Here is a 20,522-nt window from a genome sequence, read left to right on the forward strand (position 1 = left end):
CAAATAACGCGGCTGGAGGGAGTTTTATATGTTTTTTAAAACATATAAAACCGAACAACACCCAGCCCGGCACAACAGCAACACAGGAGGAGACCGACGTGCATCAGCGCGAGGCAACATCCGATCTGGCGTCCAGCGGCGGCGCCCGCGGCGGCCAGATGGCCCTGGACGCGGCCCAGGCGTCCCACACCCCGGCCATCGCGGCCACCGCCCGCATACTCGCCCGGCTGAAGGACCAGCCCGGCCCGCTGCTGCCCGTGCTGCACGCGGTCCAGCATGAACTGGGCTGTATTCCGGCCGCGGCGGTGCAGACCATCGCCGAGGCCCTGAACCTGTCCCGCGCCGAGGTCCACGGCGTCATCACCTTCTATCCCCATTTCCGCAGCGAACCCGCGGCGCGCCACACCCTGGAGGTCTGTCGCGCCGAAGCCTGTCAGGCCATGGGCGGCGAACATCTCGCCGCCCATGCGCGCACGGCGCTGGGCTGTGATTTCCACGCCAACAGCAAGAACGGCGATTTCACCCTGGAACCGGTGTACTGCCTGGGCCTGTGCGCCCAGTCGCCGGCGGTGATGATCGACGGGCGGCCCCATGCCCGCGTCACGCCGGAAAAGCTCGACCGACTGCTGGCCCGCACGCGGGAGGCGCAATCATGAGCTCCCCCATTGTCATCTACGTGCCGCGCGACGCCGCGGCGCTGGCCATGGACGCCGACACGGTGGCGCGCGACATCGAACGCGCCGCCGACGCCCGCGGTCTGTCCGTGCAGATCGTGCGCAACGGCTCGCGCGGCCTGCTGTGGCTGGAACCCATGGTCGAAATCACTACCCCGCAAGGCCGCATCGCCTACGGGCCGGTGCAGCCCGAAGACGTCGCCGCGCTGTTCGACGCCGGCTGGCTAAGTGGCGGCGAGCACCCGCTGCGCCTGGGCCTGACCGAAGAAATCCCCTATCTGAAGCACCAGGAACGCCTGACCTTCGCCCGCGTCGGCGTGACCGATCCGCTGTCCCTGCAGGACTACGCCGCCCATGGCGGCCTGCAGGGCCTGCAACGCGCCCTGGCCATGGAGCCCGGGCAGATCGTCGACGAAATGGTGGCTTCGGGCCTGCGCGGCCGCGGCGGCGCGGCGTTTCCGACCGGCATCAAATGGAAGACGGTCGCAGGCACCCCCGGCGACCAGAAGTACATCGTCTGCAACGCCGACGAAGGCGACTCCGGCACCTTCGCCGACCGCCTGCTGATGGAAGGCGACCCCTATGTGCTGATCGAAGGCATGACCATCGCCGGCCTGGCGGTGGGCGCCACCTACGGCTACATCTACGTGCGTTCGGAATATCCGCAAGCGATCGACACGCTGGAAGCCGCCATCGCGCGGGCGCGCAGCGTGGGCTGGCTGGGCGATGACGTGCACGGCAGCGGCCGCCGCTTCGACATGGAAGTGCGCAAGGGCGCGGGCGCCTACATCTGCGGCGAGGAAACCTCGCTGCTGGAAAGCATCGAGGGCAAGCGCGGCGTGGTCCGCGCCAAGCCGCCGCTGCCGGCGATCTCCGGCCTGTTCGGCAAGCCCACGGTCATCAACAACGTGATTTCTCTGGCCACCGTACCCATCATCCTGGCCAAGGGCGCGGCCTATTACCGCGACTACGGCGTGGGCCGCTCGCACGGCACGCTGCCGTTCCAGCTGGCCGGCAACCTCAAGCACGGCGGCCTGGTCGAAAAGGCCTTCGGCCTGAGCCTGCGCGACCTGCTGTACGGTTTCGGCGGCGGCAGCGCCTCCGGCCGGCCGCTGCGCGCGGTGCAGGTGGGCGGCCCGCTGGGCGCCTACCTGCCGGAATCGCAATGGGACGTGCCGCTGGACTACGAGGCCTATATCCAGATATCCGCCATGGTCGGCCATGGCGGCTTGGTGGCCTTCGACGACACCGTCGACATGGCGCGCATGGCGCGCTATGCGATGGAGTTCTGCGCCATCGAATCCTGCGGCAAATGCACGCCCTGCCGCATCGGCTCCACCCGCGGCGTGGAAACCATAGACAAGATCGTCGCGGGCGGCCCCGGCCGCGAGCAGCAGGTGCATCTGCTGCGCGACCTGTGCGACACGATGCTGGGCGGCTCGCTGTGCGCCCTGGGGGGCATGGCGCCCTACCCGGTGCTGTCGGCGCTGAACCACTTCCCGCAGGACTTCGGCATCGAGTCCTCCCAGTCTGCCGCGCACGCGGCCTGAACCCGAGACCGACATGCTAGAAACCGTCATCAAGCGCGATCGCGACCTGGGCACGCCGGCGCGCGAGTCCGCCGTAACCGTCACCCTGACCATAGACGGCCAGGAAATCACGGTGCCCGAAGGCACCTCGCTGATGCGCGCGGCCGCCGAGGCCGGCATCAACATTCCCAAGCTGTGCGCCACCGACAGCCTGGAGCCCTTCGGTTCGTGCCGGCTGTGCCTGGTGCAGATCGAAGGCCGCCGCGGCTATCCGGCCTCGTGCACCACCCCCGCCGAGAACGGCATGGTGGTCTACACCGAAACCCCCAAGCTGCACGACCTGCGCCGCGGCGTGATGGAGCTGTACATCTCCGACCACCCGCTGGACTGCCTGACCTGCCCGGCCAACGGCGACTGCGAACTGCAGGACATGGCCGGCGTGGTGGGCCTGCGCAACGTGCGCTACGGCTACGACGGCGCCAACCACCTGAAGAGCGAAAAGGACGAGTCCAATCCGTACTTCACCTATGACGCCTCCAAGTGCATCGTCTGCAACCGCTGCGTGCGCGCCTGCGAGGAAACCCAGGGCACCTTCGCCCTGACGATCTCCGGCAAGGGCTTCGAATCGCGCGTGTCGCCGGGGCAGGACCAGCCCTTCCTGGATAGCGAATGTGTGTCCTGCGGCGCCTGCGTACAGGCCTGTCCGACCTCCACCCTGCAGGAAAAGACCGTCATCATGATGGGCCAGGCCGAGCACTCGGTCGTGACCACCTGCGCCTATTGCGGCGTGGGCTGCGGCTTCAAGGCCGAGATGAAGGGCCAGGAAGTGGTGCGCATGGTGCCCTGGAAGGACGGCCAGGCCAACCGCGGCCATTCCTGCGTCAAGGGCCGCTTCGCCTGGGGCTATGCCACGCACAAGGAACGCGTGCTCAAGCCCATGATCCGCAAGCACATCACCGACTCCTGGAAGGAAGTGTCCTGGGACGAGGCGATCAACTATGCGGCCTCCGAATTCCGCCGCATCCAGGGTCAGTACGGCCGCGATGCGGTCGGCGGCATCACCTCCTCGCGCTGCACCAACGAAGAAACCTGGCTGGTGCAAAAGCTGGTACGCGCCGCCTTCGGCACCAACAACGTCGACACCTGCGCGCGGGTCTGCCACTCGCCCACGGGCTACGGCCTGAAGCAGACGCTGGGCGAATCCGCCGGCACCCAGACCTTCGATTCCGTCATGCACACCGACGTGGTCATCGTGATGGGCGCCAACCCCAGCAGCGGCCATCCTGTGTTCGCCTCGCGCCTGAAGCGCCGCCTGCGCCAGGGCGCGCGCCTGATCGTGATCGATCCGCGCCGCATCGAACTGGTCAGTTCGCCGCACATCAAGGCCGACTTCCACCTGCAGGTGCGCCCCGGCACCAACACCGCCCTGCTGTCCTCGTTGGCCCACGTGATCGCCACCGAAAACCTGATCGCCGAGGACTTCGTGGCCGAGCGCTGCGAAGCCAAGGCCTTCAAGGAATGGCGCGACTTCGTCTCGCTGCCAGAGAATTCGCCGGAAGCCATGGAAGAGATCACCGGCGTGCCGGCGCAGGCCGTGCGCGGCGCGGCGCGCCTGTACGCCACCGGCGGCAACGGCTCGATCTACTACGGCCTGGGCGTAACCGAACACAGCCAGGGCTCCACCACCGTCATGGCCATCGCCAACCTGGCCATGGCCACCGGCAACATCGGCCGCGAAGGCGTGGGCGTGAATCCGCTGCGCGGGCAGAACAACGTGCAGGGTTCGTGCGACATGGGCTCGTTCCCGCATGAGCTGCCGGGCTACCGCCACATCTCCGACAACACGGTACGCGCGCAGTTCGAGCAGGACTGGGGCGTGACCCTGCAGCCGGAACCCGGCCTGCGCATCCCCAACATGTTCGAGGCTGCGCTGGGCGGTTCGTTCAAGGGCCTGTATTGCCAGGGCGAGGACATCGTGCAGTCGGATCCCAACACGCAGCACGTGGCGGCGTCCCTCGCTGCCATGGAATGCATCGTGGTGCAGGACCTGTTCCTGAACGAGACGGCCAAGTACGCCCACGTGTTCCTGCCCGGCTCCTCGTTCCTCGAAAAGGACGGCACCTTCACCAACGCCGAGCGCCGCATCTCGCGCGTGCGCAAGGTCATGGAACCCAAGAACGGCAAGTCCGACTGGGAAGTGACGGTGGCGCTGTCCAACGCGCTGGGCTACCCCATGAACTACAAGCATCCCAGCGAGATCATGGACGAGATCGCGCGCCTGACGCCCACTTTCACCGGCGTCAGCTACGAAAAGCTGGACAAGCAGGGCAGCCTGCAATGGCCCTGCAACGAAGAAGCGCCCGATGGCACGCCCATCATGCACATCGACGAGTTCGTGCGCGGCAAGGGCAAGTTCATGATCACCAAGTACGTGCCCACGGACGAGCGCAGCACGCGCCGCTTCCCGCTGCTGCTGACCACGGGCCGCATCCTGTCGCAATACAACGTGGGCGCGCAGACCCGGCGCACCCCCAACGTCATGTGGCATGGCGAGGACCTGCTGGAACTGCATCCGCAGGACGCCGAGGACCGCGGCGTGAAGGACGGCGACTGGGTCGGCATCCAGAGCCGCGCGGGCGAGACCGTGTTGCGGGCCACGCTGACCGACAGGGTGCAGCCGGGCGTGGTATACACCACCTTCCATTTTCCCGAGTCCGGCGCCAACGTCGTCACCACCGACAGCTCCGACTGGGCCACCAACTGCCCCGAGTACAAGGTGACGGCCGTGCAGGTCACGCGCGTGTCGCAGCCTTCGGAGTGGCAACGCCAGTGGTCGCGCTTTGCGGACATCCAGCAAAAGCTGCTGCGCGAGCGTTCGCGAGAAAGCGAGGCGGCGCTGACCGGGAAATAACCGCCAGCCCGAAACGCCAGGACGCCGACATGCCCACGCCACCGCCTTCCCGCCCCGATTGCACGCAGGTACAGGTCACCCGCGTGCGGGGCGGTGTCCTGGTCCCCAAGATCGAAACCGACTCCGTGGCCGAGGAAACCCCGGTGGCGCTGGAGTTCAACGGCATCAGCCACGCCACCATGCTGGCCACGCCGGCCGACCTGGAAGACTTCGCGGTCGGCTTCGCGCTGTCCGAAGGCATCATCGACGGCATCAGCGACGTGCGCGGCATCGACCTGCTGCCGCAATGCGACGGCATCGTGGTCCAGCTGGAAATTTCCACTGCCTGTGAAGTGCGGCTGAAGTCCCGCCGCCGCGCCATGGCCGGGCGCACCGGCTGCGGCCTGTGCGGCGTGGAAACGCTGCCCGAAGTGCTGCGGCCTGTCGCGCCCGTCACCAACGGCTCGCCCGTGCGCATCCAGGCCGTGCTGGCCGCCATGCGCGACATGCGGGCGCGCCAGGCGCTGCACGACATCACGGGCGCCACCCACGCCGCCGGCTGGGCGGGCGCCGATGGCGCCGTCGCGCTGGTGCGCGAGGACGTGGGCCGCCACAACGCGCTGGACAAACTGATAGGTGCACTGGCACGCCAGGCCATGCATGCTGGCGACGGCATCGTGGTGGTGTCCAGCCGCGCCAGCTTCGAAATGGTGCAGAAGACCGCCGCCGCCGGCGTCGCGGTGCTGGCATCCGTCTCCGCACCCACCGCGCTCGCCATCCGCCTGGCCGATGAAGCCAACGTCAGCCTGCTAGGTTTTCTACGCGACGACGACGCCACACTGTACTCACACCCCCAACGCATCATCTCCTGAACCGGACTTCACGCAAGCATGGAAATCGGCAACCTGATCCGCATGGCCAACCGCATCGGCCAATTCTTCGAAGCCATGCCCGACCGGCCCGAGGCCCTGGAGGGCGTGGCCAACCATATCCACAAGTTCTGGGAGCCGCGCATGCGCAATGAGCTCCTGAACTTTCTCGAACAAAACCCCGACGGCGACGCCGGCGGGGAACGACTGCACCCGCTGGTGCTGGAAGCGGTCACCCAGAACCGCCAGCGCCTCACACCGCTGGCCCGCGTGGCGTAACGCGTCGGCGGCAGGCAAGACGGCAGGAACAATCACAAGAAAAGGCGGCGGGACCGGCCGGATGCCGGACCACGCGCGCCAACGAGCGGCCCCCAAAGAGGAGACAACATGCAAAGCACTGCCACGCTGGACCTGCCCGGTTCGAAGCCGGGTTTTTTCGATAAGGAACGCACCATCGCCGGACCAGGCTTCTCGCGCTGGCTTGTTCCCCCGGCCGCCCTGGCCATCCACCTGTGCATCGGCATGGCCTACGGTTTCTCGGTGTTCTGGCTGCCGTTGTCCAAGGTCGTGGGCGGCGCCAAGCCGCTGGCCTGCCCCGCGGACATGAGCCTCGCAGCCGAGCTGTTCGCCACCAACTGCGACTGGAAGATCTCGACCATGGGGTGGATGTACACCCTGTTCTTCGTGCTGCTGGGCTGCTCGGCCGCGCTGTGGGGCGGCTGGCTGGAACGCGCGGGCCCGCGCAAGGCGGGCGTGGTGTCGGCCCTGTGCTGGTGTGGCGGCCTGGTCATTTCGGCCATCGGCGTGTACCTGCACCAGATGTGGATGCTGTGGCTGGGCTCGGGCGTCATCGGCGGCATCGGCCTGGGACTGGGCTACATCTCGCCCGTGAGCACGCTGATCAAGTGGTTCCCCGACCGCCGCGGCATGGCCACGGGCATGGCCATCATGGGCTTTGGCGGCGGCGCCATGATAGGCGCGCCGCTGGCCGACCTGCTGATGCGCCACTTCGCCACGCCTGAATCGCCGGGCGTCTGGCAGACCTTCCTGACCATGGCCGCGGTGTACTTCGTCTTCATGATGTCGGGTGCGCTGGGCTACCGCGTGCCGCCGACCGGCTGGAAGCCCGAGGGCTGGACCGCCCCGGCCAAGCATGCCGGCAACGCCATGATCACGAAGGGCCATGTCCATGTGCAGCGCGTCTGGGGCGTGCCGCAGTTCTGGCTGGTGTGGTGGGCGCTGTGCCTGAACGTCACGGCGGGCATCGGCATCCTGGGCATGGCCTCGCCGCTGCTGCAGGAAGTGTTCGGCGGCGGCCTGATCAACCAGCCTGAACTGGGCTACTCGCAACTGGACAAGAGCCAGTTGGCGGCCATCGCCGCCATCGCCGCCGGCTTCACCGGCCTGCTCAGCCTGTTCAACATCGGCGGCCGCTTCTTCTGGGCCAGCCTGTCCGACAAGCTGGGCCGCAAGACCACCTACTTCATCTTCTTCGTGCTGGGCTTCGCGCTGTATTCGGCCATCCCCTGGACCGCGCACATCGGCGCGCTGGCCCTGTTCGTGGCCGCCTTCTGCATCATCCTGTCCATGTACGGCGGCGGCTTCTCCACCGTGCCGGCGTACCTGGCCGACCTGTTCGGCACGCAGATGGTCGGCGCCATCCATGGACGGCTGCTGACGGCCTGGTCGGCGGCGGGCATCTTCGGACCGGTGCTGGTGAACTACATCCGCGAATACCAGCTGTCCATCGGCGTGCCGCGCGCCCAGGTGTACGACATCACCATGTACATCCTGGCCGGGATGCTGGTGCTGGGCTTTCTGTGCAACCTGGCGATCCGGCCCGTGAACCCCAAGTACTTCATGAATGACGAGGAACTGGCGCGCGAGAAGGCGCTGGCCCACGAACGCGCCGTCGCCACGGAAACGCACGGGGTCGGAACATCCGCGTTCCGCACGCCGGCGGCGCTGGTGGTGTTTGCCTGGGCTTGCGTCGGCATCCCCCTGGCCTGGGGCATCTGGATCACTCTGCAGAAGGCGGTGGTGCTGTTCCACTGAGCCCAAGCGGACGCCGCGACGGGGCGCGAAGCTGCTACATTGGCAGCCCGCGCCCCTTCTTTTTTGCTTTATCCATGACCACCCTGCCCCGCGCGCCCCGCCTTGCTGGAGCGACACGTTGACCGTCCCTGAAATCCGCTGGGAAGAAAACCAGACCCCGCACGCCGCCCGCTGGCGCTCCGAATCCGGCGCCGCGCCGCCCAAGCGCGTAGTGGTGGCGGACGACACCATGACCGCCGACATGGCCTACCGCCAGGCCTGCGAAGGTGTCGGCCTGCTGTGGCGCGGCGACTTCCAGAACGCGCGGCAACTGCTGCAGGCCATCACGCGGCGGGTCGACAAGCGGCCCCGCAAGCCCGTGGACAGCCTGCTGGACGCCTTCAACCAGCACCGCCAGATCCAGTCCCAGCGCGCCCGCATCCTGGGCATGCTGCTGATTCCGTTCGACGCCGGCCACGGCATTCCGCTGCGCCGCGCACCCGACGCCCGGCTCGCCTGCGAAGAGGCCCATGGCCCCGCCGAGGAGCCCTACGTCGCGTCGCTGCGCGAGCTGCTGGGCCTGATCGGCGCCTTCGAATGGCGCAAGAAGGGCGTGGAAATTCCCGCCCTGAATGCCCGCATCCATCCGCACTACGGCGTGTTCTCGCCGCTGCGCGGCGAGTACGTCGACCTGGTGGCGCGCACCCCGATGCCGCGCGGCAGCGTGGCCTTCGACATCGGCACCGGCACAGGCGTGCTGGCCGCCGTGATTGCGCGCCGCGGCGGCAAGCGTGTCATCGCGACCGACACCGATCCGCGCGCCCTGGCCTGCGCCCGCGAAAACCTGGAGCGGCTGGGCCTGTCCAAGCAGGTCGACGTCGAAGAAACGGACCTGTTCCCCGAAGGCCGGGTCTCCCTGATCGTGTGCAACCCGCCGTGGCTGCCCGCCCGCCCCAGCTCGCCCGTCGAGCATGCGGTCTACGACCCTGACAGCCGCATGCTGCGCGGTTTCCTGAATGGGCTGGCGGCGCATCTGACGCCCAATGGCGAGGGCTGGCTGATCCTGTCGGACCTGGCCGAACACCTGGGCCTGCGCAGCCGCGAAGCGCTGCTGGAAATGATCGGCCAGGCCGGCCTGCGCGTGATCGAGCGCATCGACACCCGTCCCACGCACGGCCGCGCGCAGGACGCGAGCGACCCGCTGCATGCCGCCCGTTCGAAGGAAGTCACGTCCTTGTGGCGCCTGGGCGCAGCCTGACGCGGCCCGGCCTGACGCGGCCCGGCCTGACGCGGCCCGGCCTGGCGCAAGCCCCCGGGGCGCGGCTTCAGGCCCGCCCCGCCGCGACGTTCACGCTGATCGCGATGATGAAGACGTTGAAGAAAAAGGCGATGACGCTGTGCGTCAGGGCTGTGCGGCGCACTCGCCGGTTCACGATCTGCACGTCCGACACCTGGAACGTCATGCCCAGCACCAGCGCGAAATAGGCGAAGTCCCAGTAGTCGGGTTCATCGGTACCCGGGAAATCCAGCCCTTTGTGCATGGCGTTGCGGTGGCCGTAATAGCCATGCGCGTAGTGCAGCGCGAAGATCATGTTCATGTAGAGCCATGACAGGATGATGGTGACGGCGGCGGCCAACATGGCAAGCACGTCGCCCGCGCCGCCTTCCCCCCGCAGTTCGACCCACAACGCCATCATCACCATGCAGGACAGCGCCACGCTGCTCCACAGCACGCCGGTGCGCCCCACGTCCTGCTGCTGCGCATGCTGGCGCATGGCCGCCGCGCTGGTGCGGCCGAACACCCGCGCCGTCATCAACAGAAACACAAGCGCCCCCGCATCGAATCCCAGCAGCAGCGACAGCACCCAGGGCACGCCCAGGGCATACAGGCCGCCCGCCGTCACCAGCAGCAAACCAGCGCATCCGACCAGGCGACGATGCGCATGGAAAAACGGCAGGGCGGCGCCAGCGGCGGAGTCATCCTCGGGCTCGAAATCCTTGAGCGGCGGCATGCGGCTGCTCCTTTTGGTGTGAGCAGCCCTAACGCTAACCGATGCCGAGCAAACCGACCAGCGCGCCGCCAAACAGCAGCCACAACGGATGGATGCGGGTGAAGCTGCCCAGCAGCGCCACCACAGCGGTAATGGCGCCCAACAGCCAGGTATGCACCGAGGCTTCGGTGATGAGCGCCGCGCTGGCCGCGACCAATCCCACCGTCATCGGGAAGATGCCCGCCTGGATGACGCCGCGCCAGGGCCGGTCCTTGAAGCGTTCCCACAGGCCCAGCGCGATCACAGTGATGATGGACGACGGGCCGAACTTGGCGATGGTGGTGACGAGCATGCCCAGGCCGCCCGCCACATGCCAGCCCACCAGCGTGACCACCATCAAATTGGGACCCGGGGCGGCCTGCCCCAGGGCGAACAGCGCGGAAAAGTCCGCCGCCGTCATCCAGCCATGCACGTCCACCACCTGCCGCTGCATCTCGGGCAGGATGGTGTTGCCGCCGCCGAACGCCAGCACGGACAGTTCGGAAAAGATCAGGGCCAGGGCGATCAGTGTGTGGATCATCGACGTTGCCTCCAGACCATCAGGATGCTCAGCGGCGTCAGCACCGCCATGGTGGGCAGCAGCGGAATGCGCAGCACGGCGATGGCAATGAAGCAGGCCGTGGCCACCACGCCGGCCAGCCAGTCGCGGCGCTTCACCACCGGCACCCCGATCTTCACCGCCATGGAAATCAACAGACCCGCGGCCGCGGCCGCCAGACCGGCAAACAGGTGCTGGATGTGCGGATCGTTCTGGAAGCGGTCGTACACCATGCCCAGCAGCACCACGATGGCGGACGGCGCCAGGATCAGGCCCATCAGCGCCGCGAACGCGCCGCGCGGCCCGCGGAACTTCATGCCCAGCGCCACCGACAGGTTGATGATGTTGCCGCCGGGCAGGAACTGGCACAGGCCCAGCAGATCGGTGAACTCGGCGCCGCTGAGCCAGCGGTGCTTTTCGACGACCATGCGGCGCGCCAGCGGCAAGGCGCCGCCGAAGGCCGTCAGGCCGAGCATCAGGAAGCCATAGAACAATTGCCCGCACGTGGGCGGAGGCCGCAGATCGGCCTCGGCGGTGGAAGGTGCTGCGTTCATCATTTTCATGCCGGCGCCGCCGAAGCGGCGCGGAGTGGAACCAGGGAAGGACAACGAGATTGCAGCCTACTCTTCGCCTTGGATAATGTCTAATATATGACTATCTATATATTCATATCGATTGAATATGGCATCCGTAGACTTGAGGCTGTTGCGCTACTTCCTGGCCGTGGCCGAGGAATCCCATCTGACCAAGGCCGCGGCGCGGCTGGGCATACGCCAGCCGCCGCTCAGCCAGCAGATCCGCGTGCTGGAGCAGGAACTGGGCGTGACGCTGTTCCACCGCCTGCCGCGCGGCATGGAGCTGACCGAAAGCGGCCGCGCGCTGCTGGACGATGCGCGCAATATCGTGGCCCTGGTGGACCAGGCCGTGGAAGGCGTGCGGCGCGTGTCGCAGGGCGAAGCCGGGCGCCTGACCGTGGGCTTCACCGGGTCCGCGGCGTTCCATCCCTTCGTGCCGTCCGTCATCCGCCGCTTCCGCGAAACGGCGCCCAATGTGCGGCTGGTGCTGGAGGAAAGCAGCACCGGCGAACTCATGGAGGCCGTGGGCGCGGGCCGCGTGGACGTAGCATTCATCCGCGGTCCCTATGGCCTGGGCCCGGGCGTGGTAGTGGAAACCGTGCTGGAAGAGCCCATGCTGGCCGCGTTTCCCGCCGACCACCCAACCGTCAAGGGCCGGCCGCGCAAGCGCATCGCGCTGTCGGAACTGGCCGACGAATCGCTGATCCTCTACCGCCGCCACAGCGGGCCAGGCCTGTACGACGCCATCATTGCGGCCTGCGGCGCCGCCGGTTTCAGCCCGCGCGTGGCCCAGGAAGCGCCGCGCATGCTGTCCACCCTGAGCCTGGTGGCCGCCGGCCTGGGCGTGTCGCTGGTGCCGGCGTCGCTGCGCCGCGTGAACATCGAAGGCGTGGTCTACGTCAACCTGGCCCAGCCCGCGGAACTGCGCGCGCCGCTGAACCTGATCTGGCGCGACGAAGCGCTCTCCGGCGCGGCCCGCAAGCTGATCGGCGAGGCGCGGCGGCAGCGCGAGGAATCGCCGGCCTGAGCGCGCAGCGCTACACTGCCTGGCACCCCGCACTCCGCATTGCAGCCATGATCCCAGATTCACCCATAGGCATCTACGACTCCGGCGTCGGCGGGCTGAGCGTGCTGCGCGCCATCCGCGACGCCCTGCCCCACGAATTCCTGCTGTACGTGGCCGACTCCGCCCACGTGCCCTATGGCGAAAAAACGCAGGGCTACGTCGAGCAGCGCGCCAGCACGATTGCCGATTACTTCGTGTCGCGCCAGGCCAAGGCCATGGTGGTGGCCTGCAATACCGCCACCGCGGCCGCCATCGCCCAGCTGCGCCTGCGCCATCCGCAACTGATCATCATCGGCGTGGAGCCGGCCATCAAGCCCGCCGCGCACCTGACCACGAGCGGCGTGGTCGGCGTATTCGCCACCACCGGCACTCTGGCCAGCCCCAAATTCGCCGCGCTGGTCCGGCGCGAGGCGCCCGAAGTCCGCATCCTGTTCAGGCCCTGCCCCGAGTGGGTACGGCTGGTGGAGCATGGCGTGCTCAGCGGCCACGAGGCCGAAGCCGCGGTGCGCGCTCCCGTGGCTGAGCTACGCGAGGCCGGCGCCGACGTGCTGGTGCTGGGCTGCACCCACTTTCCCTTCCTGCGCGACGCGATCCAGGCGGCCGCTGGCGCCGACGTGCCGCTGCTGGAGACGGGCGCGCCCGTGGCGCGCCGGCTGCGCCACCAGTTGCAGGAACGCGGCCTGTTGCGCGCCGACGGTCCGGGCGGATTGCGCCTGGAGACCAGCGGCTCGGCCGAGGCATTGAGCACTCTCGCCGCACGGCTGCTCGGGCAGGCACCGGCCGCGCACGTCCTGGAGCCGCGCTGGCGCTGATCCCGCGCCGAGTCCGCCGCCCGGCGGCGCGCGCTGATTGCGCCCGGTTTGATCCTGCGCATGACGCGCCTGTCCGATTCGGCGAATAATTCGGATACAGTGGACTACAACGCCGCCCGCGGCGCGCACAAGGAGACGCTCATGAAACGCATCCTGATCCCCGTGGACGGCTCGCAGCCCGCCGTCCATGCGGTCCAAGCCCTGCTCGACGCCCGCAGCTACGACCCCATCGAACGCGTGGAGCTCCTCACGGTCCAGATCCCCCTGAAAGCCGGCAAGATCGGCCGCGGCCTGTCGCAGGCCGAGATCGACGCCTATCACGAGGAAGAAGGCCGCAACGCGCTGCAGGCCGCCAGCGAACTGCTGACCCAGGCCGGCGTGCCCTTCCAGACCCACATCGAAATAGGCGCCGCCGCCGAAACCATCGTGCGCGTAGCCGGCGAATCCGGCGCAGACGAAATCTACATGGGCTCGCGCGGGTTGGGCTCGGTGTCGTCCTGGTTCCTGGGTTCGGTCGCGACCCGCGTCCTGCATCTGACGGAGTTGCCCGTCACCCTGGTCAAGTAACCGTCAAGGAGCATCCATGCTGAACATCCTGGTCCCTGTCGACGGCTCCGACAACGCCAACCGCGCCGTCCTGTACGCCCGCCAGCTCGCCCAAGGCGCCGGCGCCGCCCGCATCCATCTGCTCAACGTCCAGACGCCCGTGCAAGGCCGCGCGGGGCTGTCACGCCTGATCACGCAGGACATGATCGACGAGTTCTACCTGCGCGAAGGCCAGGAGGCCGCGGACGAGGCGCGCAAACTGCTGGACGTGACCGGCGCCGACTACACCAGCCACGTGGCGTTTGGCCACGCGGCCACGGAAATCGCCGGCTACGCCCAGGACCACGGCTGCGCCCGCATCGTCATGGGCACGCGCGGCAACGGCTCGCTGACGAACATCCTGATCGGCTCGGTCGCCAATCAGGTGCTGCAACTGGCCGAAGCGCCGGTGACGCTGGTCAAGTGAACCCCGGGCGCCGGCCTCAGGCGGCCGGCAGCCACAACGACACCCTCAAGCCGCCCAGCGGCGAACGCTCGGCTTGCGCCTGGCCGCCATAGGTGCTGGCCAGGTCGCGCACGATGTCCAGGCCCAGGCCCGATCCGGGACGCTGCTCGTCCATGCGCACGCCGCGCAGGAAGATGCGCTCGCGTTCCTCGTCGGCGATGCCCGGGCCGTCATCGTCGATCTGGATGAGCAACTGGCCCTGGCCGGCGGCGCTTGCGCTGACCTGCACCTGGCGCTCGGCCCATTTGCAGGCGTTGTCCAGCAGGTTGCCGACCATCTCCTGCAGATCCTGTTCTTCGCCGCGGAATACCAGGCCCTCGGCAAATTCCGGCATTTCCAGCAGCAGTCCGCGCTGCGCATACAAGCGCTGCATGACGCGCAGCAGCCCCTCGATGGGCTTGCGCAGCGGTGTGCGGCTGTCGGCCGCGCCAGACGCGGCGGCGGCGCGGGCGCGCGCCAGGTGATAGTCGATCTGGCGGCGCGCCATGCCGACCTGCTCCTGTACCAGCGCCGCCAGCGGCCCTTCCTCGCGCGCCGCGGCATTGCCCAGAATCGTCAGCGGCGTCTTCACCGCATGCGCCAGATTGCCGGCCTGCGTGCGCGCGCGCTGCACCATGTCGGCATTGACGTCCAGGACGCGATTGAAGTCGTCGACGAGCGGCTGGATTTCGCTGGGAAAGCGGCCTTCGATGCGCACGCTGGCGCCCCCGTGCTGCCCGGCGAGCTGCCGCCTGAGCCTGGCCAGCGGCCGCAACCCGACCAGGACCTGGACCACGGCCGCCAGCGTCAAGCCTGCCGCCAGCGCGCCCAGCGAAATCAACAGCATGTGATTGAAGCGCTCGATCGGCTCCGCCAGCACCTGGCTGTCGGCCGCCACGATCAGGCGCAACGGCGCTGCCTCGGTCTCGGCCGGTTCCAGCGTGCGCGTCAAGGCGGTCAGCCTGTGCTTTTCCGGCCCCGCGATTTCATACACCCCGTCGGCGCTGTCCGCGGCGGGCAACTCCAGCACCTGATCCCAGAGCGAACGCGAGCGCGCCGCGCCCACGGCCGCCGGACGGCCCTGTTCGTCGAGCCGGTCGATTTGCCAATACAGGCCTGATAGCGGTTGCTCCAGGCGTGGATCGCTCAGGGGCGGCGAGACCACCAGGCGACCGTCCGGAGCCGTGTTCACCGCGGCCGTCAGCTGGTTCAGGTGCAGGGTCAGCTCGGCGCGCAGCTGCTCGGTGATGTGCTGGCGGAACAAGCTGCCCAAGCCCCAGCCGGCCAGCACCACCGTGACCAGGATCCAGGCCAGCGTGCCGGCCAGCAGGCGCCAGCGCAGCGAGCCCGGCGCGCGCGCGCGCTTCGGCATCATGCGGCGCAGGCCAGGCGGTAACCCAGGCCGCGCACGGTTTCGATGGTATCGGGCGGCAGTTTCTTGCGCAGCCGCGCGATGAACACATCGATGGTGTTGGAGTCACGGTCATTGTCCTGGGCGTAGACGTGCTCGGTCAGCTCGCTGCGCGAAATCACTTCGCCCGCGCGTTGCATCAGCACGGCCAGCACCTTGAATTCATGGCTGGTCAGGGACAGCGCCTGGCCGTCCACCGTGACCTTGGCCTGCCGCGTGTCCAGCATCAGCGGACCGCAGCGCCATTGCGCGCTGGCGTGGTTGCTGGAGCGGCGCAAGAGCGCCCGCACCCGCGCCAGCAGCTCTTCCATGTGGAAGGGCTTGGTCAGGTAATCGTCGGCGCCGGCATCGATGCCGGCGACCTTCTCGTGCCAGTTGTCGCGCGCCGTGAGGATCAGCACCGGCATGCCCTGGCCGCCCGCGCGCCACTGCTTGAGCACGGTGAGGCCGTCCATGACCGGCAGGCCCAGGTCCAGCACCACCACGTCGTAGGTCTCGACCGCGCCCATGTACTGGGCCGTTCCGCCGTCCGCGGCGGTGTCGACGGTATAGCCCGCTTGGCGCAAGGCATCGGCCAACTGCGTGGCCAGGGTCGGCTCGTCTTCAACCACGAGTATGCGCATCAGTGCTTGTCCCGGAATTGGATGTCGCGCCCCTTCACGCCCAGCACCTTGCCGTCGCGCGCGTCGATCTTCAGCTTGACCAGCCGGCCGCCGCTTTGCAGCAGCCGGATCTCGTAGATGAACTCGCCGTCGTCCTCTTCGAACTCGACCTTGACCACCTGCCCAGGATAGTCGCGTTCGACGATGTCCAGCACCGAACGCAGGGGCAGCACCTTGCCGGCCTGCAAGGCCTGGCGCGCTTGTTCGTGGTCGCTTTCATCGGCCAGGCCCGCGTTGGGGCCCGCGGCCAGCGCGAGCATCAGCGCGCCGCAGGACAGCCAGATTCGGGTACGGGTTCCTCGGGTCATGGTTTCTTTCGCATTCGGGGTCCGCCATAAGAGGCGATTGTCCGCCCAGTTATAGCGCCGGAAAAATGAACGGCACGTGAACGGCAGCTTCAGAATTGGTTCATCCGCACACCCGAATAATGCGGTCATGGTCGCCATTCCGGCAACCCGCAACAACCTAGGAGCCATTCCATGACCGCAATCCGCAACACCCTGGCCGCCCTGGCGCTTGGCGCCGCAACCCTGACCGGCACCGCCGCCGTGCACGCCCAGACGACCGCCCCGGCGCCGGCCCAGCCCGCCGCCACTGCCCCCGCCAACGCGACGCTGACAGTGCGCCAGATCTACGACACGCTGACCGCCGCGGGCTATCGCAACATCACCGAGATCGAGCTCGAGCACGGCCGCTACGACGTCAAGGCCGACAACGCGCAAGGCCAGCGCGTGAAGCTGCGGGTCGACGCCCAGAGCGGCGCCGTCCTGCGCAGCCGCATCAAGGACTGAAGCGCCGGCGCCTACGCGCCTACCCCGCTCCGCCCGCATCCGGCGGGCCGAGCGTCCCGACATGGACACCATCATGAAACCGATAGGAACCGGCGCCGCCATAGGCGGCTTTTTGCTAGTCCTGACCCTGGCCTGGGGCCTGGACGCGTTCATCCTGCAGCCGCCGGCCACCGGCGCCTGGTACTGGGTGGCGCGCCAGCAAGGCCTCTACCTCACCGGCGTCTGGTCCATCGGACTGATGGCATTGATCATGCTGCTGGCGCTGCGGCCCTCGTGGCTGGAACGCCCGCTGGGCGGCATGGACAAGATATACCGGTTGCACAAATGGGCCGGAATCCTCGCAGTATCAGCCGGCGCCGCCCATTGGTTGCTGAAGCTGGCCAGCGGCCCCTTGAAGAGCCTGGCGGACGCGGGCAACCGCCCCGCCCGCGACGTCGTGCTGACGCTGTTCGAAAGCTCGCGCGGCCTGGCCAAGGACCTGGGCGAGTGGTCGATCTACCTGCTGCTGGCGATGCTCGCAATCACCTTGTGGCGGCGCTTTCCCTACCGGGGCTGGCGTCTCCTGCACCGCGCGATGCCTGTGCTGTTCCTGGCGCTGGCGTTCCACACGGCAGCGCTGGCTCCCGCGCGCTACTGGAGCGGTCCGGTCGGCCTGCTGTTGATTCCGCTGCTGGCCGCCGGTTCTTATGCCGCGCTGGTGGCGCTGCTGGGACGCGTGGGCAGCGGCCGCCGCGCGCAAGGCAGGATCGTGTCGCTGGCGCACCAGCCAGGCGATATCCTGGAGGTCAGCTGCGAACTCGACGCCAATTGGCGGGAGCATCAGGCGGGACAGTTCGCCTTCGTCACGTTCGACCGCAAGGAAGGCGCCCATCCCTACACCATCGCCAGCGCCCCCGTGGCGGGCGAATCTCGCGTCACGTTCCAGATCAAGGCGCTGGGCGACTACACCCGCGGCCTGGCGCGCACGCTGCACATCGGCCAGCCGGTCGCCGTCGAAGGCCCCTATGGGCGCTTTCAACTGGAGCCGGACGCTGCCGCAGCATCGCAGGTCTGGGTGGCGGGCGGCATAGGCGTCACCCCTTTCCTCGCATGGCTGGAAGCCCTGCAGGAAGGACAAGCGCCAACGCCGCGCGTGTGGCTGCACTATTGCGTGCGCGATGCCTCGGCAGATCCTTTCGTGCCGCTGCTCAAGGAACGCTGCGCCGCGCTGGACGGCGTGACGCTCGCCATCCATAGCGCGCACGACGGCGATACGCTGACGGCTGGAGCACTGGCGCAGGGCGAGGTGGCCGCGGGCCGTGTCGCCGACGTCTGGTTCTGCGGACCCGCCGGCCTGGCCGACGCGCTCAGGCGCGGCCTGCGCAAGCTGGGCGCCAAGCCCGTGCGCTGGCATCAGGAAGCGTTCCAGATGCGTTGAGCGCGCCGGGGCTACGGAGGTCCAAGCGTATGATGGACCTCACCGCCCCCGGAGCATGCGTCATGCCCACCCCCCGCATTCTGCTGGCCGCCGTGATGGCCGCCGCCACTCTCAACGCCTGCGGCGAAATGGCCACCTTGCCGGTCGAAGCCGGCATGGGCCCGTCGCCTCAACTGCCCGCCCCCAATCCCACCACCATACCCACCGTGAAGACGGCCAAGGCCGTGGGCTGGCCCGCGGGCGCACAGCCCGTCGCAGCCAACGGGCTGTCGGTAACGGCGTACGCCAGCGGCCTGGATCATCCGCGCTGGCTGTACGTGCTGCCCAACGGCGACGTGCTGGTGGCCGAGACCAACGCGCCGCCCAAGCCCGAGTCGGCTTCCGGCGGCTTCAAGGCCTGGGTCGCCGGCCTGGTGATGAAACGCGCCGGCGCCAGGACCCCCAGCGCAAACCGCATCACCCTGCTGCGCGATGCCGACCACGACGGCATCGCCGAAACGCGCAGCGTATTGCTCGACGGCCTGAACTCGCCCTTCGGCATGGCCTTGATCGGCAATCAGTTATACGTCGCCAACGCCGACGCCGTGCTGCGCTTTCCCTACGAAACCGGCCAGGAGCGGATCACCGCCCCCGGCGTGAAGGTCACCGACCTGCCTGCGGGCCTGAACCACCACTGGACCAAGAACCTGCTGGCCAGCCCCGACGGCAGCAAGCTGTACGCCTCTGTCGGCTCCAACAGCAATGTCGGCGAAAACGGCATGGACATCGAAGAGGGCCGCGCCGCCATCTGGGAAATCGACGTGGCCAGCGGCAACAAACGCCTGTACGCGACCGGCCTGCGCAACCCCGTGGGCATGGCCTGGGCGCCCGACGGCAAAACGCTGTGGACGGCCGTCAACGAGCGCGACGAACTGGGCAGCGACCTGGTGCCCGACTACATGACCTCGGTGCGGGATGGCGGTTTTTACGGCTGGCCCTACAGCTACTTCGGCCAGCACGTCGACAGCCGGGTCCAGCCGCCGCGTCCGGACCTGGTAGCGCGCGCCATCGTGCCCGACTACGCGCTGGGCCCGCACACCGCCTCGCTGGGGCTGGCCTGGTCGGGCGGGTCGCGCCTGCCCGCGCCCTACACGGACGGCATGTTCGTGGGCCAGCATGGTTCGTGGAACCGCGATCCGCGCAGCGGCTACAAGGTCATCTTCGTGCCGTTTCGCGACGGCAAGCCCGACGGGCCGGCGCGCGACGTGCTGACGGGCTTTCTGAACGAAAGCGGCGAAGCCCAGGGACGGCCGGTAGGGGTGGCGATAGACCGCCAGGGCGGCCTGCTGACGGCCGACGACGTCGGCAATGTGGTGTGGCGGGTCGCTCCCGCTTCTACAATGGCCGCTCCCAAATAATTCAAGACCAGGAGTGAGCATGAGCACGGAAAAAGTGGCAATCGTCACCGCCGGCGGCAGCGGCATGGGCGCGGCGGCGGCGCGCAAACTGGCGGCTGACGGCTGGCGCGTAGCCATCCTGTCCTCCTCCGGCAAGGGCGAGGCGCTGGCGCAGGAACTGGGCGGCCTGGGCGTCACGGGATCCAACCGCTCGCCCGAAGACCTGGCGAGGCTGGTGGACGCCACGCAGCAAAAATGGGGCAGGATAGATGCCGTGGTCAACAGCGCCGGCCACGGCCCCAAGGGCCCGCTGCTGGAGATCAGCGACGAGGACTGGCACCTGGGCATGGAGTTCTACCTGCTGAACGTGGTGCGCATCGCGCGCCTGGTCGCGCCGGTGATGAAGCAGCAGAAGTCCGGCGCCATCGTCAATATCTCGACCTACGCCACCTTCGAACCCGAAGCGCTGTTCCCGACCTCGGGCGTGTTCCGCGCCGGGCTGGCCGCCTTCACCAAGGTGTTCGCCGACGAGTACGCCGAACACAACGTACGGATGAACAACGTGCTGCCGGGCTTCATCGACAGCCTGCCTGAAAAGGAAGACCGCCGCACGCGCATTCCGATGGGCCGCTACGGCACCGCCGAAGAAGTCGCCGACCTGATCGCATTCCTCGCATCCGACGCTTCTTCCTACATCACCGGCCAGAACATCCGCATCGACGGCGGCATCACGCGTTCGGTCTGAAGCTCATGCTTTAGGACTAGTCTCTCGTCCGAATGACGGTATTGAAGCCTGC

Annotated in this window: 21 protein-coding genes; 15 read left to right on the top strand and 6 right to left on the bottom strand. The window is 68.1% G+C overall.

All coding sequences use genetic code 11. The features are described 5' to 3' along the window. Positions 1-98: 98 nt before the first annotated feature. The 7 genes from IB259_RS12345 (at position 99) to IB259_RS12375 (ending at position 9,254) form a co-directional block, all read left to right on the top strand. Positions 99-656 carry a formate dehydrogenase subunit gamma gene (locus IB259_RS12345; protein WP_054451579.1) on the top strand — a complete coding sequence of 186 codons (558 nt, stop codon included), beginning with the start codon at positions 99-101 and terminating at the stop codon, positions 654-656. After that, positions 653-2,224: an NADH-quinone oxidoreductase subunit NuoF gene (locus IB259_RS12350; protein WP_054451580.1), complete on the top strand. Its 1,572-nt coding sequence runs from the start codon at positions 653-655 to the stop codon at positions 2,222-2,224. Before IB259_RS12345 ends, IB259_RS12350 begins: the two co-directional genes overlap by 4 nt. 13 nt (positions 2,225-2,237) lie before the next feature. Then, positions 2,238-5,114: a formate dehydrogenase subunit alpha gene (gene fdhF, locus IB259_RS12355; RefSeq protein WP_192329135.1), complete on the top strand. Its 2,877-nt coding sequence runs from the start codon at positions 2,238-2,240 to the stop codon at positions 5,112-5,114. 29 nt (positions 5,115-5,143) lie between these two features. After that, positions 5,144-5,965 carry a formate dehydrogenase accessory sulfurtransferase FdhD gene (gene fdhD, locus IB259_RS12360; protein ID WP_192329137.1) on the top strand — a complete coding sequence of 274 codons (822 nt, stop codon included), beginning with the start codon at positions 5,144-5,146 and terminating at the stop codon, positions 5,963-5,965. 18 nt (positions 5,966-5,983) lie between these two features. Further along, positions 5,984-6,241, top strand: a complete 258-nt coding sequence (locus IB259_RS12365) for a formate dehydrogenase subunit delta (RefSeq protein WP_054451583.1) — start codon at positions 5,984-5,986, stop codon at positions 6,239-6,241. Positions 6,242-6,349: 108 nt separating this feature from the next. Continuing rightward, entirely contained in the window at positions 6,350-8,017 is a 1,668-nt protein-coding gene (locus tag IB259_RS12370) for an OFA family MFS transporter (RefSeq protein ID WP_054451584.1), read from the top strand. Between the two features lie 118 nt (positions 8,018-8,135). Then, entirely contained in the window at positions 8,136-9,254 is a 1,119-nt protein-coding gene (locus IB259_RS12375; RefSeq protein ID WP_192329139.1) for a class I SAM-dependent methyltransferase, read from the top strand. Between the two features lie 67 nt (positions 9,255-9,321). On the opposite strand, the gene IB259_RS12380 is transcribed toward IB259_RS12375, so the two are convergent. The 3 genes from IB259_RS12380 to IB259_RS12390 are packed head-to-tail and all read right to left on the bottom strand — an operon-like array spanning position 9,322 to position 11,142. Next, the gene (locus IB259_RS12380) at positions 9,322-10,008 is read right to left on the bottom strand and encodes a DUF1345 domain-containing protein (protein ID WP_125473546.1); all 687 of its coding nucleotides are present in this window, start codon (positions 10,006-10,008) and stop codon (positions 9,322-9,324) included. A 34-nt stretch (positions 10,009-10,042) separates the two neighbouring features. Next, positions 10,043-10,567 carry a chromate transporter gene (locus IB259_RS12385; protein ID WP_054451587.1) on the bottom strand — a complete coding sequence of 175 codons (525 nt, stop codon included), beginning with the start codon at positions 10,565-10,567 and terminating at the stop codon, positions 10,043-10,045. Continuing rightward, the gene (locus IB259_RS12390) at positions 10,564-11,142 is read right to left on the bottom strand and encodes a chromate transporter (RefSeq protein WP_370528705.1); all 579 of its coding nucleotides are present in this window, start codon (positions 11,140-11,142) and stop codon (positions 10,564-10,566) included. Before IB259_RS12390 ends, IB259_RS12385 begins: the two co-directional genes overlap by 4 nt. A 124-nt stretch (positions 11,143-11,266) precedes the next feature. On the opposite strand from IB259_RS12390, the gene IB259_RS12395 reads away from it, so the two are divergent. The 4 genes from IB259_RS12395 (at position 11,267) to IB259_RS12410 (ending at position 14,050) form a co-directional block, all read left to right on the top strand. Further along, positions 11,267-12,187, top strand: a complete 921-nt coding sequence (locus IB259_RS12395; protein ID WP_119449246.1) for a LysR substrate-binding domain-containing protein — start codon at positions 11,267-11,269, stop codon at positions 12,185-12,187. Positions 12,188-12,234: 47 nt separating this feature from the next. Next, on the top strand, positions 12,235-13,038 hold the full coding sequence (murI, locus tag IB259_RS12400) for a glutamate racemase (protein WP_192329143.1): 804 nt from the start codon (positions 12,235-12,237) through the stop codon (positions 13,036-13,038). Positions 13,039-13,179: 141 nt separating this feature from the next. Beyond that, the gene (locus tag IB259_RS12405; RefSeq protein ID WP_054452244.1) at positions 13,180-13,605 is read left to right on the top strand and encodes a universal stress protein; all 426 of its coding nucleotides are present in this window, start codon (positions 13,180-13,182) and stop codon (positions 13,603-13,605) included. 16 nt (positions 13,606-13,621) lie between these two features. Next, on the top strand, positions 13,622-14,050 hold the full coding sequence (locus IB259_RS12410; RefSeq protein WP_119449244.1) for a universal stress protein: 429 nt from the start codon (positions 13,622-13,624) through the stop codon (positions 14,048-14,050). 16 nt (positions 14,051-14,066) lie between these two features. Here the strand turns inward: IB259_RS12410 and IB259_RS12415 are convergent, their stop codons facing one another. The 3 genes from IB259_RS12415 to IB259_RS12425 are packed head-to-tail and all read right to left on the bottom strand — an operon-like array spanning position 14,067 to position 16,401. Beyond that, the gene (locus IB259_RS12415) at positions 14,067-15,443 is read right to left on the bottom strand and encodes a sensor histidine kinase (RefSeq protein WP_119449243.1); all 1,377 of its coding nucleotides are present in this window, start codon (positions 15,441-15,443) and stop codon (positions 14,067-14,069) included. Further along, positions 15,440-16,102 carry a response regulator transcription factor gene (locus IB259_RS12420; RefSeq protein ID WP_054451592.1) on the bottom strand — a complete coding sequence of 221 codons (663 nt, stop codon included), beginning with the start codon at positions 16,100-16,102 and terminating at the stop codon, positions 15,440-15,442. Before IB259_RS12420 ends, IB259_RS12415 begins: the two co-directional genes overlap by 4 nt. After that, the gene (locus tag IB259_RS12425; protein ID WP_223283490.1) at positions 16,102-16,401 is read right to left on the bottom strand and encodes a PepSY domain-containing protein; all 300 of its coding nucleotides are present in this window, start codon (positions 16,399-16,401) and stop codon (positions 16,102-16,104) included. Before IB259_RS12425 ends, IB259_RS12420 begins: the two co-directional genes overlap by 1 nt. Positions 16,402-16,620: 219 nt before the next feature. Here IB259_RS12425 and IB259_RS12430 point away from each other — a divergent pair, with 219 nt between their 5' ends. From IB259_RS12430 to IB259_RS12445, 4 genes are all read left to right on the top strand, one after another. Further along, positions 16,621-16,932 (top strand): PepSY domain-containing protein, encoded by a 312-nt coding sequence (locus tag IB259_RS12430; protein WP_192329145.1) that lies wholly within the window; start codon positions 16,621-16,623, stop codon positions 16,930-16,932. Positions 16,933-17,005: 73 nt separating this feature from the next. Beyond that, positions 17,006-18,349 (top strand): ferric reductase-like transmembrane domain-containing protein, encoded by a 1,344-nt coding sequence (locus tag IB259_RS12435; RefSeq protein WP_225596848.1) that lies wholly within the window; start codon positions 17,006-17,008, stop codon positions 18,347-18,349. 62 nt (positions 18,350-18,411) lie between these two features. Further along, the gene (locus IB259_RS12440; RefSeq protein ID WP_175163727.1) at positions 18,412-19,746 is read left to right on the top strand and encodes a sorbosone dehydrogenase family protein; all 1,335 of its coding nucleotides are present in this window, start codon (positions 18,412-18,414) and stop codon (positions 19,744-19,746) included. Positions 19,747-19,765: 19 nt separating this feature from the next. Beyond that, positions 19,766-20,470 (top strand): SDR family oxidoreductase, encoded by a 705-nt coding sequence (locus IB259_RS12445; RefSeq protein WP_119449239.1) that lies wholly within the window; start codon positions 19,766-19,768, stop codon positions 20,468-20,470. Positions 20,471-20,522 lie beyond the last annotated feature (52 nt).

The sequence above is a fragment of the Achromobacter sp. ACM04 genome, from assembly GCF_014851465.1.
Lineage (GTDB): Bacteria > Pseudomonadota > Gammaproteobacteria > Burkholderiales > Burkholderiaceae_B > Achromobacter > Achromobacter aegrifaciens.